Source organism: Streptomyces sp. NBC_00466 (assembly GCF_041433995.1).
Lineage (GTDB): Bacteria > Actinomycetota > Actinomycetes > Streptomycetales > Streptomycetaceae > Streptomyces.
In genome coordinates, this window is sequence record NZ_CP107896.1 from 6,571,756 (window position 1) to 6,587,234 (window position 15,479).

The following is a 15,479-nucleotide window of genomic DNA, read 5'->3' on the forward strand; positions in this document are numbered from 1 at the left end:
CCCTCAAGGGGGAACCGGCTGCCCACGCGAAGATCACGAGCGATACGCTTCCCTCTCGAACAGTCCTCAACTGGGCTTAGGCACAACGGAAAACGGGGCGGAACTAACCATGATGGGACCGGCGCACTCGCTGTCAGGAGCAGCAGCCTGGCTGGGGGTGGGGGCGGCGGCGACCGCGTACGGGCATCCGATGCCGTGGCCGGTCCTCGTCATCGGAGCGCTGATCTGCGCCGGGGCGGCGCTGGCACCTGACCTCGATCACAAGGCCGCGACCATATCCAACGCGTTCGGCCCGCTGTCGCACGGGCTGTGTGCGCTCGTGGACGCGCTCGCGACCGTTGTGTACAAGGCGACGAGGGGCAAGGGCGACGCCCGCAAGGGCGGCGGCCACCGCACCCTCACACACACCGGGGTGTGGGCGGTCCTGCTCGGCTGCGGAGCCTCCGCCCTGGCGATCTACGGCGGTCGCTGGGCCGTCCTCGGCATCCTCTTCGTCCATGTGGTGCTCGCCATCGAGGGACTGCTCTGGCGGGCCTCACGCCCGTCCAGCAGCACCGTTCTGGTGTGGCTGCTGGGTGCTGCCGGTGCGTGGATCCTGGCCCAGATCCTGGCGGAGCCGGGCAACGGCTCGGACTGGTTCTTCACCGGCCCCGGCCACAACTACATGTGGCTTGGCCTGCCGATCCTCCTGGGCGCCCTGATCCATGACATCGGTGACGCCATCACGGTCTCGGGCTGCCCGATCTTCTGGCCGCTACCGCTCGGCCGCAAGCACTGGCGCCATGTGGGCCCGCCCAAGTTCATGAGGTTCCGCGCGGGCAGCTGGGTGGAGCTCAAGGTGCTGATGCCGGTGTTCATGGTGGTGGGCGGAGTCAGCTGCGTGTTCGCGCTCGGCGTCGTCTGAGCGAGCCGTGGGACGAGGGCTGTGACCTGCGGGCCGTGACGCGCGGGCTGTGACCGGGGCCGGAGGCTTCGCCGCCCCCGGCCCCCGCGCTCACCCGTGCCAGGACCGCCACAGCGCCGCGTACGCGCCGTCCGCCGCGACCAGCTCGTCATGGCTGCCCAGCTCGCTGATACGGCCCTCTTCGACCACCGCGATCACATCCGCGTCGTGCGCGGTGTGCAGCCGGTGCGCGATCGCCACCACGGTGCGCCCGTCGAGCACCCGGGCGAGCGAACGCTCCAGATGGCGGGCCGCCCGCGGGTCCAGCAGCGATGTCGCCTCGTCCAGCACCAGGGTGTGCGGATCGGCGAGCACCAGCCGGGCCAGCGCGATCTGCTGGGCCTGCGCCGGGGTGAGGGCCAGACCGCCCGAGCCGACCTCGGTGTCCAGTTCCCCGTCCAGAGCGGCGGCCCAGTCGTCCGCGCCGACCGCGCCGAGCGCCGCCCACAGCTCCGCGTCGTCCGCGCCCGCCCTGGCCAGCAGCAGATTGTCGCGCAGGGAGCCCACGAAGACGTGGTGCTCCTGATTGACCAGTGCGACATGTTCACGTACCCGCTCCGCGGGCATCCTCGACAGTTCCGCGCCGCCCAGCGTGACCTCGCCGGTGCGCGGCGCGTAGATCCCGGCCAGCAGCCGGCCCAGCGTGGACTTGCCCGCGCCGGACGGCCCGACCAGCGCCATCCGGGTGCCGGGAGCCACCTCCAGCGTCACCCGGTGCAGTACGTCGGCACCCTCCCGGTACCCGAAGTGCACCGCGTCGGCGCGCACCGCACGCCCGTCCGGGCCGATCGCCCCGTCACCCGCGTCCGGCTCGATCTCGCGCACCCCCACGAGCCGGGCCAAGGACACCTGGGCGACCTGGAGTTCGTCGTACCAGCGCAGGATGAGACCGACCGGATCGACCATCATCTGGGCGAGGAGCGCCCCCGTGGTGAGCTGGCCGACGCTGATCCAGCCCTGGAGCACGAAGACGCCGCCGAGCATCAGCACCGCGCCGAGGATGGTCACATAGGTGACGTTGATGACCGGGAAGAGGACCGACCGGAGCCAGAGCGTGTACCGCTCCCAGCTGGTCCACTCCCTGACTCGCTGCTCGGAGAGCGCCACCCGGCGTCCGCCGAGGCGGTGCGCCTCGATGGTCCTGCCCGCGTCCACGGTCTCGGCCAGCATCGCGGCGACCGCCGCGTATCCGGCGGCCTCCGAACGGTAGGCGGACGGCGCCCGCTTGAAGTACCAGCGGCACCCGGCCACCAGCACCGGCAGCGCGACCAGCACGGAGAGCGCGAGGGGCGGCGCGGTCACGGCCAGCGCGCCGATCAGCAGCCCCGCCCACACCACGCCGATCGCCAGCTGGGGCACCGCCTCGCGCATCGCGTTCGCGAGCCGGTCGATGTCGGTGGTGATACGCGAGAGCAGGTCACCGGTACCGGCCCGTTCCAGTACGCCGGGCGGCAGCGCGACCGACCGTACGAGGTAGTCCTCGCGGAGGTCGGCCAGCATCTCCTCGCCCAGCATCGCGCCGCGCAGCCCCACCAGCCGTACGAAAAGGGTCTGGACGGCCAGGGCGACGGCGAACACCACCGCGACACGGCCGAGATGGAGGTCGTGCCTGCCGTTCGACAGGTCCTCGACGAGACCGCCCAGGAGGTACGGGCCGACCAGCGAGGCGATCACCGCGATGGCGTTGGCCCCGATGAGCACGGCGAACGCCCGCCGGTGGCGGCCCAGCAGCTCGCGTACGTACGTCCGTACCGTCGTGGGCGTGCCGACCGGCAGTGTGGTCGCCGTCTCCGGTGCCGCCGGGTCGTGGGCCGGGGGCGCAACGCCGATCATGCCGACTCCTCGATGTCTGCGAAAGCTTGCGGGGCGGTGGGGGCAGCCGGGGCGGTGGAGGCGGCACCGGGCGATGTGTCCGCTCCGTCATCCGCTCCTTCGTCGGGATTGCGGGTGACGACCGCGCGGTACCGCACGTCGCCGTGGAGCAGTTCGCGGTGCGGTCCGGACGCGGCGACAGCACCCTCGTGCACGAAGATCACCCGGTCGGCGTGGTCGAGCAGCAGCGGCGACGAGGCGAAGACCACGGTCGTACGGCCTGAACGCAGCTCTTTCACACCCCGCGCGACCCGCGCCTCGGTGTGCGAGTCGACGGCCGACGTCGGCTCGTCGAGCACCAGCACCTCCGGGTCGGTCACCAGCGAACGCGCCAGGGCAAGTCGCTGCCGCTGCCCTCCGGAGAGCGACCGGCCGCGTTCGGTGATCCTGGTCCGCAGGGGATCGCCGCCCGGTTCGACGGCGGCCTGCGCCAGCGCCTGCAGGACGTCCGCGCACTGCGCGGCGGCCAGCGCCTCCGCGGCGGGCACCTGGCCGGACGACGGCACGTCGAGCAGCTCGCTCAGGGTGCCGGACAGCAGCACCGGGTCCTTGTCCTGGACCAGGACGGCCGTACGGGCCGTGTCCAACGGCAGATCGTCGAGCGCGACCCCGCCGAGCAGGACCGATGGCAGCTTCCCCGCGTCCTCCGCGGTGGCATGACCGCCGAGCCGTTCGGCCAGCGCGCCGGCGGCGTCCGGATCGCCGCACACCACGGCGGTGAACTCACCGGCCGACGCCAGCAGTCCGGTCACCGGGTCGTAGAGATCACCGTCCGGAGTCTCCGTGCTCACCGCTGTGCGGGCGGTCTCACGACCGGCCGTCTCCTCGTACGCGGTCCGTTCGAGCGCCAGTACCCGCGCCGCGCGTTTCGCCGAAGGACGGGAGAACGAGTACGCCATGGCGATCTCCTGGAAGTGCCGCAGCGGGAAGAGCAGCAGCGTCACCGCGCTGTACACGGTGACCAGCCGGCCGACCTCGATCCGTCCTTCTGCGGCCAGCCGGGCGCCGTAACAGACCACGCCGATCAGCAGCAGCCCCGGCAGCAGCACCTGGATGCCCGAGATCAGCGCCCACATACGGGCGCTGCGCACGGCGGCCCGGCGCACTTCCTGGGATGCGCCGCGGTACCGGCTGAGGAACAGCTCCTCACCGCCGATGCCACGCAGTACCCGCAGCCCCGCCACGGTGTCGGCCGCCAGCTCGGTGGCCCGGCCCGCCTTCTCCCGCTGGACATCGGCCCGCGCGGTGGCGGTGGACAGCAACGGCAGGACGGCCAGCGCCAGTACGGGCATCGCGAGCGCCACGACGATGCCCAGCGAGGGCAGATACAGCACCAGCCCGGCACAGATGACGACCAGTACGGTCGCGGCGGCGAGGAAGCGCGAGAGGGCCTCGACGAACCAGCCGATCTTCTCCACGTCCCCGGTGGACACCGCGACGACCTCACCCGCCGCGACCCGCCGGGTCAGTGCCGAACCCAGCTCGGCGGTCTTGCGGGCGAGCAACTGCTGGACACGGGCCGCAGCGGTGATCCAGTTGGTGACCGCTGTCCGGTGCAGCATGGTGTCGCCGACCGCGATCACCGCGCCGAGAAGCGCGATCAGCCCGCCGGAGAGGGCGAGCCGGCCGCCGGAGCGGTCCACCACCGCCTGGACGGCGAGGCCGACCGCCAGCGGCAGTCCGGCGATCCCGCACTGGTGCAACAGCCCCCAGGCGAGCGACCGGCACTGACCGCCGAGCTGGTTGCGGCCGAGCCAGTAGAGGAAACGGGGACCTGACCGTACGTCGGGATCGCCTGGATCTGGATAGGGAAGATCGCGAATCTGCATGGGATCCCAGAAGTCGAAGAGGGGCTCAAACCGTGCAAGGTTCGCGCTCCACCACGCTTCGGGGCAATCGATTTTCCGGCCGGGGGACCCGAACGCGACGCGATCGTGGAGACCGCGCCGCGCCGCCGCTCCGGCTCAGCCGCGCCGGGCCGGTCCGGCGCCGGGGCGGGTGGCCCGCTCCAGCTCCAGGAGTACGGAGTAGTAGTCGCGCCCCGTCGCACGGTCCATACCGACCTCGCACATCCGGTTCGCCGAGAGGTACGCGTCGAAGCTCCGGGAGTTGACCTCGGCCGCCTCCGGCGCCGTCGCGGCGGCGGTGAGCTCCTTGTGGAGCATCCCGCGGTCCCCGGCGAAGGCGCAGCAGCCGAGGCTGTCGGGGACGACGACCTCGTCGGCGCAGGCCTCGGCGACGGCCCTCAACTGCGGCTCGTCGCCCAGGTGCTGCATGGAGCAGGTGGGGTGGAGCACGGCGGAGCCGGTCTTGCGGAGCACGGTGAGACGGGGGAGGAGCTCGTCGGCGGCCCAGACCACGGAGTCGACGATCGTCAGCTCCTTGTGCAGCTCACGGTTGTCGTCGGTGAGGTAGGGGACCACCTCATGGGCGATGCCCAGGGTGCAGGACGAAGCGTCCACGACCAGCGGGTACTTGCCGCCACCCGTCCAGCCCCAGGCGGCCTCGACGATGCGGTTGGCCATCACCGTGTTGCCCTCGTCGTACCCCTTGGAGTGCCAGATCGTGGCGCAGCAGGTACCCGCCACATTGTCCGGAATCCACACGGGCCGTCCGGCCCGCTCGGCGAGTGCCACGACGGCCTGGGGGAGCGAGGGCCCCTGGAATCCGGCCGGTTCACCGAAGATCCGGTTGACGCAGGCCGGGTAGTAGACGGCGGTCGAGCCCTTGCGGGAGGTACGCGGGAGTTTGCGGGCGGCCGCCCCCGGGAGTTGTGGCAGCCACTCCGGTACCAGGTCGGGGCGGACGGCCCTGCGGGCGAGGCCGGTGACGGACTCGAGCAGCCGGTCGCTGATCCGGTCCGCCGCGCCGACCGCGAGCCGCGTCGCCGCCTCGACCGTCTTGAAGTTCCGTGCGGTCAGCGCGGCCACCCGTTCCTCGCGCGGGGTGTGCCGCCGGTGGCGGAAGTCCTTCATCATCGCGCCGGTGTCGATCCCCACCGGGCAGGCGAGCTTGCAGGTGGAATCGCCCGCGCAGGTGTCCACCGCGTCATATCCGTACGCGTCCAGCAGGCTCTCCTCGACCGGGGAGCCGGGCGACTGACGCATCATCTCGCGGCGCAGCACGATCCGCTGGCGCGGTGTCGTCGTCAGATCGTGGCTGGGGCAGGTGGGTTCGCAGAATCCGCACTCGATGCAGGGGTCGGCGATCAGCTCCACCTTGGGGATGGTCTTGAGCCCGCGCAGATGGGCCTCGGGGTCACGGTCCAGGACGATACGGGGCGCGAGCACCCCTTCGGGGTCGATGACCTGCTTGATCCGCCACATCAACTCCGTGGCCCTCGGGCCCCATTCGAGTTCGAGGAAGGGTGCGATGTTCCGGCCGGTGGCGTGCTCGGCCTTGAGCGAGCCGTCGAAACGCCCGACCGTCAGCCGGCAGAACTCGTCCATGAAGGCGGCATAGCGCGCGACGTCCTCGGGCAGCCCCGCGTCGAAGGCGAGCAGGAAGTGCAGATTCCCGTGGGCCGCGTGACCGGCCACGGCGGCGTCGAAGCCGTGCCGGGTCTGCAGTTCGAGCAGCGCCGTGCAGGCGTCGGCGAGCTTCGACGGCGGTACGGCGAAGTCCTCGGTGATCAGCGTCGTGCCGGACGGCCGGGCGCCGCCGACCGCGGTGACGAACGCCTTGCGCGCCTTCCAGTACCCGGCGATGGTCTTCGGATCACGGGTGAACGCATTGGTCACCGAGGCGACGGGCGCCACCAGTTCAAGACCGGCGACGGCCTCGGCCGCCACCCGCTCGTACGCCTCCCTGCCCTCCTCGTCCGGCGCCCGGAACTCGACCAGCAGCGCCGCCGTCTCCTTGGGCAGCGCGGCCCAGTCGGCAGGGACCCCCGCCACGCTCACCGAGGCGCGCAGCGTGTTGCCGTCCATCAGCTCGACGGCCAGGGCCCCGGCCTCGTTGAAGACCGGGACCGCGGCGGCCGCCGCCCGGAGGGTCGGGAAGAAGAGCAGCGCGGTGGAGAGCTTGCGGTCCAGCGGCAGGGTGTCGAAGACGACCTCGGAGATGAAACCGAAGGTGCCCTCGGAGCCGACCATCAGTCCGCGCAGGATCTCGACGGGGGTGGCGCCGTCCAGGAAGGCGTCGAGGCGGTAGCCGTTGGTGTTCTTGATCTCGTACTTGGACCGGATCCGGGCGGTCAGCTCCGCGTCCGCCTCGATCTCCGCCTTGACCGCGAGCAGCCCCGCGCACAGGCCGGGCTCGGCGGCGGCGAGAACGTCGTCGGCGGCCGGGTCGGCGGTGTCGACCACGGTGCCGCCCGGCAGTACGAAGGTCAATGAGGCGAGCGTGCGGTAGGAGTTGCGGGTGGTGCCCGCCGTCATACCGGACGCGTTGTTGGCGACGACACCGCCGAGGGTGCAGGCGATGGCGCTGGCCGGGTCGGGGCCCAGGACGCGGCCGTGCCGGGCGAGCGTCGCGTTGGCGCGGACGACGGTGGTGCCCGGCTGGATGCGGGCCCGTGCGCCGTCGTCCATGACCTCGATGCCGGACCAGTGGCGGCGGACGTCGACGAGGATGTCCTCGCCCTGCGCCTGCCCGTTCAGCGAGGTGCCCGCTGCCCGGAAGACGACCTGGCGGCCGTTGTCCCTCGCGTACGAGAGCACGGCCGAGATGTCGTCGATGTCCTCGGCGACCACCACGACCTGGGGGACGAAGCGGTACGGGCTGGCGTCGGACGCGTACCGCACGAGGTCGGAGACCTTCGAGAGCACCTTCTCCTCGCCCAGCAGTGCGGCCAGATCGCCGCGCAGCGGCTCGGGGGTCCCGGTCGACCGGGTGTCGGGCACCCGGTCGGGGGCCGGCGCCCTCTTCGTACGCGGTCGGAGAGCGCCGGGCTTCGGGTCGAGCAGCGGCATGGGCGGGGAGCCTCCTCGGCTGGAACGGCTACAAACGGCTGGCTGGAACGGCTGGACGGCAGGAGAGCTGTACGGGGCGGTGGCCGGGCGGGGCCGATGGGAGCGCGGGCGGCGGGTCAGGGACGGTGGTCGCCGGGGCCGTCCAGCAGGGCGGACAGCAGCTCGCCGAGCACGTCGCGCTGGTCGGCGGCCAGTGGGGCGAGGATCTCCTCAGCGGCCCGGCGGCGCGCGGCGCGCAGCGCGCGCAGGGTGGCCCGGCCGCTGTCCGTCAGCTCGATCCGCACCACCCGGCGGTTGCTCGGATCGGGCACCCGGCGGACGCTGCCGCCCTCCTCCAGGGCGTCGACGAGGCTGGTCACGGCGCGCGGCACCACTTCGAGCCGTTGGGCCAGGTCGGCCATGCGCGGCGGCTCGGCGCAGTGCGCGACCGTACGCAGCAGACGGGACTGGGCGGGGGTGATGCCGACCGGCTCCAGATGCTGCTTGTGGATCCGGTGGAGCCTGCGGGTCAGCCGGAGGAGCTGTTCGGCCAGCAGGCCGTCGGCGTCGGGGGCACCGGAGGGTGATGACATGCGGGGAACAATATCAGGACCATGTGCATTGTGAGCATAGGTAACAGTGCACTATGCTCTACGGACCGCGTGCTCTACGGACCGCGCGCTCCAAGAGCTGCCGTGTTCTACGGACTGCGGTGCTCTGTGAACTGCCGAGTCACTACCGAAGGAGCTCATGAAACCCGAACGCCCCGACTGGACGCCCCCACCCCGTGGGGACGGGCGGCCGCCCGCCGAAGTGCGGCGTATCGTCCGGCTCTTCCGCCCGTACCGCGGGCGCCTGGCGCTCGTCGGACTGCTGGTCTGCGCTTCGTCGCTGGTCTCGGTCGCCTCGCCGTTCATGCTGCGGGCGATCCTCGACACCGCGATCCCGCAGGGCCGCACCGGTCTGCTGAGCCTGCTCGCCCTGGGCATGATCGCCACCGCCGTCGTGAACAGCGTCTTCGGAGTGCTCCAGACCCTGATCTCGACCACGGTCGGCCAGCGCGTCATGCACGATCTGCGTACCGCCGTCTACGCCCAGCTGCAGCGGATGCCGCTCGCGTTCTTCACCCGGACACGCACCGGTGAGGTCCAGTCCCGTATCGCCAACGACATCGGCGGTATGCAGGCGACGGTCACCTCCACCGCGACCTCCCTGGTCTCCAACCTCACGGCCGTCATCGCCACGGTCGTCGCCATGGTCGCCCTCGACTGGCGGCTGACGATCGTGTCGCTCCTGCTGCTCCCGGTGTTCGTCTGGATCAGCCGCCGGGTCGGCCGCGAGCGCAAGAAGATCACCACCGAGCGGCAGAAGCAGATGGCGGTGATGGCCGCCACGGTCACCGAGTCGCTGTCGGTCAGCGGCATCCTGCTCGGGCGCACCATGGGCCGCTCCGACTCGCTCACCCAGGGTTTCGCCTCGGAGTCCGAACGGCTCGTCGACCTCGAAGTGCGCTCCAGCATGGCCGGACGGTGGCGGATGTCGACCATCGGCATCGTGATGGCCGCGATGCCGGCCGTCATCTACTGGGCGGCCGGTCTGGCGCTCCAGGAGGGCGGGCCCCAGGTCTCCATCGGCACGCTTGTCGCGTTCGTCTCGCTCCAGCAGGGTCTCTTCCGCCCGGCGGTCAGCCTGCTGTCGACCGGTGTGGACATGCAGACGTCGATCGCCCTCTTCCAGCGGATCTTCGAGTACCTCGATCTGCCGGTGGACATCACGGAACCCGAGAACCCCGTCCCGCTGGACCCGGTCCGTGGCGAAGTGCGCTTCGAGCACGTCGACTTCGGCTATGACGAGACGAGCGGGCCCACTCTGGAGGCCATCGACATCGCGGTGCCGGCGGGCGGCAGTCTGGCGGTCGTCGGCCCCACGGGTTCGGGCAAGTCCACCCTCAGCTATCTGGTGCCACGGCTGTACGACGTGACCGGCGGACAGGTCACGCTGGACGGTGTCGACGTGCGCGACCTCGACTTCGCCACGCTGGCGCGGGCCGTCGGTGTCGTCTCGCAGGAGACCTATCTCTTCCATGCGTCGGTCGCCGACAACCTGCGCTTCGCCAAGCCGGACGCCACCGACGCCCAGCTCGAAGAAGCGGCCAGGGCCGCACAGATCCACGAGCACATCGCCTCGCTGCCCGACGGGTACCGGACACTGGTCGGCGAGCGCGGATACCGCTTCTCGGGCGGCGAGAAACAGCGCCTGGCGCTGGCCCGTACGATCCTGCGCGACCCGCCGGTCCTGATTCTGGACGAAGCCACCAGCGCCCTGGACACCCGCACCGAACACGCCGTGCAGCAGGCCATCGACGGCCTGTCCGCGGGCCGCACCACCATCACCATCGCGCACCGGCTCTCCACGGTCAGGGACGCCGACCAGATCGTGGTGCTGGACGGCGGCCGGGTCGCCGAGCGCGGGACGCATGACGAACTGCTCGCTCTGGACGGCCGGTACGCCGCACTGGTCCGCAGGGACGGCGAGCTGACCCCGACCGTCTGACGCCAGGCGCCGGCACGCGACACGACAGCGCCGCCGCTCCCGTGGGACGGGAAGCGACGGCGCCGGTCGGAACGAGTGTCAGACGAGCCAACCCACGAAGTGGACGATGCCGGCGAGCAGGTCGGTGAGGAAGTTCATGGTGGTGCGTTCTCCTTGTGCATGGTTCATCAGTGGGACTGCGCAGTCGCGGTCTGCAGCCCGTCGCTTGCGCACAGTAAGCATGTTGCTTCGCGGGGTGGCCGGGCAAGCGAATCCGGTGCGACCACACGTTCCAGCGAACACCCGCTCCCCTGTTCGTGTGTTCGTCAACTCGCTGCCGTGTCAGGCGCCTTACGCGCCGACGGGAACGGGGGCCTCGGAGCGTTCCAGCAGCCGCCGGATGTCCCGGACCGCCGAGCGTCCCGCCCGGTTGGCGCCGATGGTGGAGGCCGAAGGCCCGTAACCGAGCAGATGGATCCGCTCGTCCCGGACCGCGCGTGTGCCGTCGAGCCGGATGCCGCCGCCCGGCTCACGGAGTCTCAGGGGTGACAGGTGGTCGATGGCGGCCCGGAACCCGGTGGCCCAGAGGATGGTGTCCGCGGCCACGGTGCGACCGCCGTCCCAGGCGACCCCGGCCGGGGTGATCCGGTCGAACATGGGCAGCCGATCGAGAACGCCCCGGTCGCGGGCTGCCCGGATCGCGTCGTTCAGCGGCAGCCCGGTCACCGAGACGACACTCTGCGGCGGCAGCCCCCGCCGTACGCGCTCGTCGACCATCGCCACCGCTCGCCGGCCCCACTCCTCGGTGAACGGCCCGTCCCTGAACACCGGCGGGCGCCGCGTCACCCAGGTCGTCCCGGCGGCGACGCCGGCGATCTCCATCAGATGCTGGGTGCCGGAGGCCCCGCCCCCGACGACCACGACCCGCTGCCCGGCGAACTCCTGTGGGCCGCGGTACCCCGAGGTGTGCAACTGCCGTCCCTGGAAGGTCTCCTGGCCCGGGTAGCGCGGCCAGAAGGGCCGGTCCCAGGTGCCGGTGGAGCTGATCACCGCACGGGCGGCCCAGACACCCTGCGACGTCTCGACGAGCAGCCGTCCGCCGTCGCCCTCGCGTACCGCGGTGACCTCGACGGGCCGGCGCACCAGAAGCCCGAAGGCCTCCTCGTACGCCGTGAAATACTCGCCCACCACCTCCGACGAGGGCCGGTCCCCGTCGGCGTCACCCAGCTCCATGCCGGGCAGCGAGTGCATGCCGTGCACCTTGCCGTACGTCAGCGAGGGCCAGCGGAACTGCCAGGCGCCACCCGGCCGCGGGGCGTGGTCCAGCACGACGAAATCCCGCCCGGGAGCCAGCCCGGCACGCCGCAGATGGTAGGCGCCGGACAGGCCCGCCTGCCCGGCGCCGATGACCACCACATCCACTGCGCGTACCCCGGAATCGTTCACGTTTCATCCAACAGCTCCGGCTTCCGGGATCTTCCCGCACTGGCCCCACGCGGACAGGACCCGCACGGGCAGGCACGCTCGCCCCGCGCGCGAGAGGATGGGACGCATGTCCGACACCACCTTCACGACGCGCATCGTGCACATCAGGACGGGCGACCGCGAGACCGTCACGGATCTGACGGGGGAGTGCGAGAACTTCCTCCGCGAGGCGGCGGCGGGCAGCGACGGCCTGCTCAACGTCTTCGTACCGCACGCGACGGCCGGTATCGCCGTCCTGGAAACCGGCGCGGGAAGCGACGACGACCTCATCGCGGCCCTGCACGGACTGCTGCCGGCGGACGACCGCTGGCAGCACAGACACGGCACCCCCGGCCACGGCAGAGACCACGTGGTACCGGCGCTGGTGGCACCGCACGCGACGCTTCCGGTGATCGGGGGGCGGCTGGCACTGGGGACGTGGCAGTCGGTGTGCTTGGTGGACACGAACGTCGACAATGCGGACCGCGAGGTCCGACTGAGCTTCCTGGGCTGACCCGGATCGCTCCCAGGGGCCGCGCTGCGGGCCGGTCTTGGGGGAAACCCCTGGAGCTCCGGGAACCGCTCCGTCGCCGCATCCTCGCTGGGGGCAGCCCGCAGGCACCAGAAGTACGCACCGCTCACGAGCAGCCACCCGACAGGCTCTACGGGCTGTCAGCCCGGGCCACGCTCCGTTCGGACCGTGCCCGCACAGGTCGGGCACAGCCCGCGGTACGTGATGTCGGCCGCCGTCACCGTGAAACCGAACCGCTCCGTGTCGGGCAGGTCGCCGAGCGGGGAATGGGTCGGATGGACGTCGCGGATGGTGCCGCAGCCGGAGCAGACCAGATGCTGGTGCGGATGACGGGCGTTGGGGTCGTACCGCTTGGCGCGCCCGCCGGTGGTGACTTCCATGACCTCGCCGAGGGAGACCATCTCGCCCAAGGTGTTGTAGACCGTCGCACGGGATATCTCGGGCAGCAGGCGAACGGCCCGGATCTGTACCTCGTCGGCGGTGAGGTGCACATGGTCGCCGTCGAGGACCTCCGCGACGACCCGCCGCTGCGCGGTCATCCGCCAGCCCCGCCCGCGCAGTCGCTCCACCAGGTCGCTCATCGCGGTCCACCTCTTCCGGTCGCACGGGCCCCGCAGCCGGACCGCCTTGCGGCCGGTCACCGAACTGGCGTACTTCTTGACTTGGACTGAGTCCATTGTAGGATATCTTCCGGCACTGGCCAAGGGAACGGACACTCTCGACGGAGGAGCCGAACACGAGATGGACCACCGCGGGCGGTCCGGCTGCGGCCGGCATGGTGCCTTCTCGCGTACGACACTCGTCGTTTCCGTCCGACCTGGTCACTCCGGTGCGTGCCCCGGCGCGCAGCTGGGTGTCTGATGTCCGGGAAGTCCCGGCCGCACTGCCACCGTCCACACATTCCCCAGCACCGCGATCCGCGCCGGTCCGGAAGGAATTCCATGACTGAGAACCACGACGCCATAGTCACCGATCCGAAGGCCGAGGAGGCGGGTGGGTGCCCGGTCGTGCACACGGCCCGTGCCCCGCACCCGACTCAGGGCGGCGGCAACCGGCAGTGGTGGCCGGAGCGGCTCAACCTGAAGATCCTCGCCAAGAACCAGCCCGTCGCCAACCCGCTCGGCGGGGAGTTCGACTACGCCGAGGCATTCAAGACCCTTGACCTGCCGGCTGTGAAACAGGACATCGCCGAGGTCCTGAGCACCTCGCAGGAGTGGTGGCCGGCCGACTTCGGGCACTACGGGCCGCTCATCATCCGCATGGCGTGGCACAGCGCGGGCACCTACCGCATCAGCGACGGCCGTGGTGGCGCGGGCGCCGGACAGCAGCGGTTCGCGCCGCTCAACAGCTGGCCGGACAACGTCAACCTCGACAAGGCCCGCCGTCTGCTGTGGCCGGTGAAGAAGAAGTACGGCCAGAGCCTGTCCTGGGCCGACCTGCTGATCCTCGCGGGCAACGTCGCCCTGGAGTCGATGGGGTTCGAGACCTTCGGCTTCGCCGGTGGCCGCGCGGACGTCTGGGAGGCCGAGGACGACGTGTACTGGGGCCCGGAGACCACCTGGCTCGGCGATGAGCGCTACACCGGTGACCGCGAGCTGGAAGAACCGCTCGGCGCCGTGCAGATGGGCCTCATCTACGTCAACCCCGAGGGCCCGAACGGCAATCCGGACCCGCTGGCCTCGGCCCGCGACATCCGCGAGACGTTCCGCCGTATGGCGATGAACGACGAGGAGACCGTCGCCCTCATCGCCGGCGGCCACACCTTCGGCAAGACCCATGGCGCCGGCCCCGCCGACCACGTGGGCGACGACCTGGAGGCGGCGGGCCTGGAGGAGCAGGGCCTCGGCTGGCGGAACACCTTCGGCACCGGCAAGGGCGCCGACACGATCACCTCGGGCCTGGAGGTGACCTGGACCAGCACCCCGACGCGCTGGAGCAACGGCTTCTTCGACAACCTCTTCGGCTACGAATGGGAGTTGACCCAGAGCCCGGCCGGCGCCAACCAGTGGACGCCCAAGGACGGAGCGGGCGCCGGTACCGTCCCGCACGCCCACGACGCCGCCAAGAAGATCGCGCCGTCGATGCTGACCACCGACCTCGCGCTGCGCTTCGACCCGGTCTACGAGCCGATCTCCCGCCGCTTCCACGAGAACCCGGCGGAGTTCGCGGACGCCTTCGCCCGGGCCTGGTACAAGCTCACCCACCGCGACATGGGCCCCAAGTCGCTCTACCTGGGCGCCGAGGTCCCGGCGGAGACCCTGCTCTGGCAGGACCCGCTGCCGGAGGCCGAGGGCGAGCCGCTCACCGCCGAGGACATCACGGCGCTCAAGGAGAAGGTCCTGGCTTCCGGCCTGAGCGTGGCGGACCTGGTCTTCACCGCCTGGGCCTCGGCCTCGACCTTCCGCGGCAGCGACAAGCGCGGCGGCGCCAACGGCGCCCGGATCCGCCTGGAGCCGCAGCGCGGCTGGGAGGTCAACGACCCGGAGCGGCTGGCCTCGGTGCTGCGCACTCTGGAGGAGGTCCGGGCGGACGTCAACTCGGGCCCGCGGAAGGTCTCGCTCGCCGACCTCATCGTGCTCGGCGGCACCGCCGCGGTCGAGAAGGCCGCCCGTGACGGGGGCCACTCCGTCGAGGTCGGCTTCACCCCGGGCCGCGTCGACGCGACGGAAGAGCACACCGACGCCGAGTCGTTCGCCGCGCTGGAGCCGGCCGCCGACGGCTTCCGTAACCACCTCGGCAAGGGCAACCGCCTGCCCGAGGAGTTCCTGCTCGTCGACCGGGCCAACCTGCTCACGCTGAGCGCTCCCGAGATGACCGCCCTCGTCGGCGGCCTGCGGGTGCTGGGCGCGAACACGGGGCAGTCCACGGCGGGTGTCCTCACCGCTACCCCCGGCGTGCTGACGAACGACTTCTTCGTCAACCTGCTCGACCTGGACACCACGTGGCGTCCGGCCACCGACGGCGGCAAGGGCTACGAGGCCGTCGACGCGTCGGGCAAGGTCGTCTGGACCGGTACCCGGGCCGACCTCGTCTTCGGTTCCAACTCCGAACTGCGGGCGGTCGCCGAGGTGTACGCGAGCGACGACGCGAAGGAGAAGTTCGTGCGCGACTTCGCCGCCGCCTGGACCAAGGTGATGGACCTGGACCGCTACGACGTCGCCTGATCCGTACGTCGCTCGATCCGTACGTTGCTTGATCCGTACGTCGTTTGAGTCGTACGTCGATTGATCCGTACGACGTCGTC

10 protein-coding genes are annotated in these 15,479 nt (G+C 71.2%); 4 read left to right on the top strand and 6 right to left on the bottom strand.

The genetic code is table 11. The features are described from left to right. Nucleotides 1–109: 109 nt before the first annotated feature. Complete coding sequence (locus tag OG210_RS29515) at nucleotides 110–904, top strand: metal-dependent hydrolase (RefSeq protein ID WP_328324063.1); 795 nt, start codon at nucleotides 110–112, stop codon at nucleotides 902–904. Nucleotides 905–994: 90 nt separating this feature from the next. Here the strand turns inward: OG210_RS29515 and OG210_RS29520 are convergent, their stop codons facing one another. From OG210_RS29520 to OG210_RS29535, 4 genes are all read right to left on the bottom strand, one after another. Continuing rightward, nucleotides 995–2,776, bottom strand: coding sequence for an ABC transporter ATP-binding protein (locus OG210_RS29520; RefSeq protein ID WP_328324061.1), 1,782 nt, complete (start codon nucleotides 2,774–2,776; stop codon nucleotides 995–997). Continuing rightward, nucleotides 2,773–4,644, bottom strand: a complete 1,872-nt coding sequence (locus OG210_RS29525; protein WP_371539568.1) for an ABC transporter transmembrane domain-containing protein — start codon at nucleotides 4,642–4,644, stop codon at nucleotides 2,773–2,775. Before OG210_RS29525 ends, OG210_RS29520 begins: the two co-directional genes overlap by 4 nt. A 135-nt stretch (nucleotides 4,645–4,779) precedes the next feature. Further along, nucleotides 4,780–7,728: an FAD-binding and (Fe-S)-binding domain-containing protein gene (locus OG210_RS29530; RefSeq protein WP_328324057.1), complete on the bottom strand. Its 2,949-nt coding sequence runs from the start codon at nucleotides 7,726–7,728 to the stop codon at nucleotides 4,780–4,782. A 116-nt stretch (nucleotides 7,729–7,844) separates the two neighbouring features. Then, the gene (locus OG210_RS29535) at nucleotides 7,845–8,300 is read right to left on the bottom strand and encodes a MarR family transcriptional regulator (RefSeq protein ID WP_328324055.1); all 456 of its coding nucleotides are present in this window, start codon (nucleotides 8,298–8,300) and stop codon (nucleotides 7,845–7,847) included. 157 nt (nucleotides 8,301–8,457) lie between these two features. Between OG210_RS29535 and OG210_RS29540 the strand changes: the two genes are divergently transcribed. Further along, nucleotides 8,458–10,260 carry an ABC transporter ATP-binding protein gene (locus tag OG210_RS29540; protein WP_328324053.1) on the top strand — a complete coding sequence of 601 codons (1,803 nt, stop codon included), beginning with the start codon at nucleotides 8,458–8,460 and terminating at the stop codon, nucleotides 10,258–10,260. Between the two features lie 330 nt (nucleotides 10,261–10,590). On the opposite strand, the gene OG210_RS29545 is transcribed toward OG210_RS29540, so the two are convergent. After that, nucleotides 10,591–11,685: an NAD(P)-binding domain-containing protein gene (locus tag OG210_RS29545; protein ID WP_371539573.1), complete on the bottom strand. Its 1,095-nt coding sequence runs from the start codon at nucleotides 11,683–11,685 to the stop codon at nucleotides 10,591–10,593. Between the two features lie 106 nt (nucleotides 11,686–11,791). On the opposite strand from OG210_RS29545, the gene OG210_RS29550 reads away from it, so the two are divergent. Further along, the gene (locus OG210_RS29550) at nucleotides 11,792–12,217 is read left to right on the top strand and encodes a secondary thiamine-phosphate synthase enzyme YjbQ (protein WP_328324049.1); all 426 of its coding nucleotides are present in this window, start codon (nucleotides 11,792–11,794) and stop codon (nucleotides 12,215–12,217) included. Nucleotides 12,218–12,375: 158 nt separating this feature from the next. Here the strand turns inward: OG210_RS29550 and OG210_RS29555 are convergent, their stop codons facing one another. Further along, nucleotides 12,376–12,816: a transcriptional repressor gene (locus OG210_RS29555; protein ID WP_328335316.1), complete on the bottom strand. Its 441-nt coding sequence runs from the start codon at nucleotides 12,814–12,816 to the stop codon at nucleotides 12,376–12,378. A 360-nt stretch (nucleotides 12,817–13,176) separates the two neighbouring features. Between OG210_RS29555 and katG the strand changes: the two genes are divergently transcribed. Beyond that, nucleotides 13,177–15,399: a catalase/peroxidase HPI gene (gene katG, locus OG210_RS29560; protein WP_328324047.1), complete on the top strand. Its 2,223-nt coding sequence runs from the start codon at nucleotides 13,177–13,179 to the stop codon at nucleotides 15,397–15,399. Nucleotides 15,400–15,479: the final 80 nt, after the last annotated feature.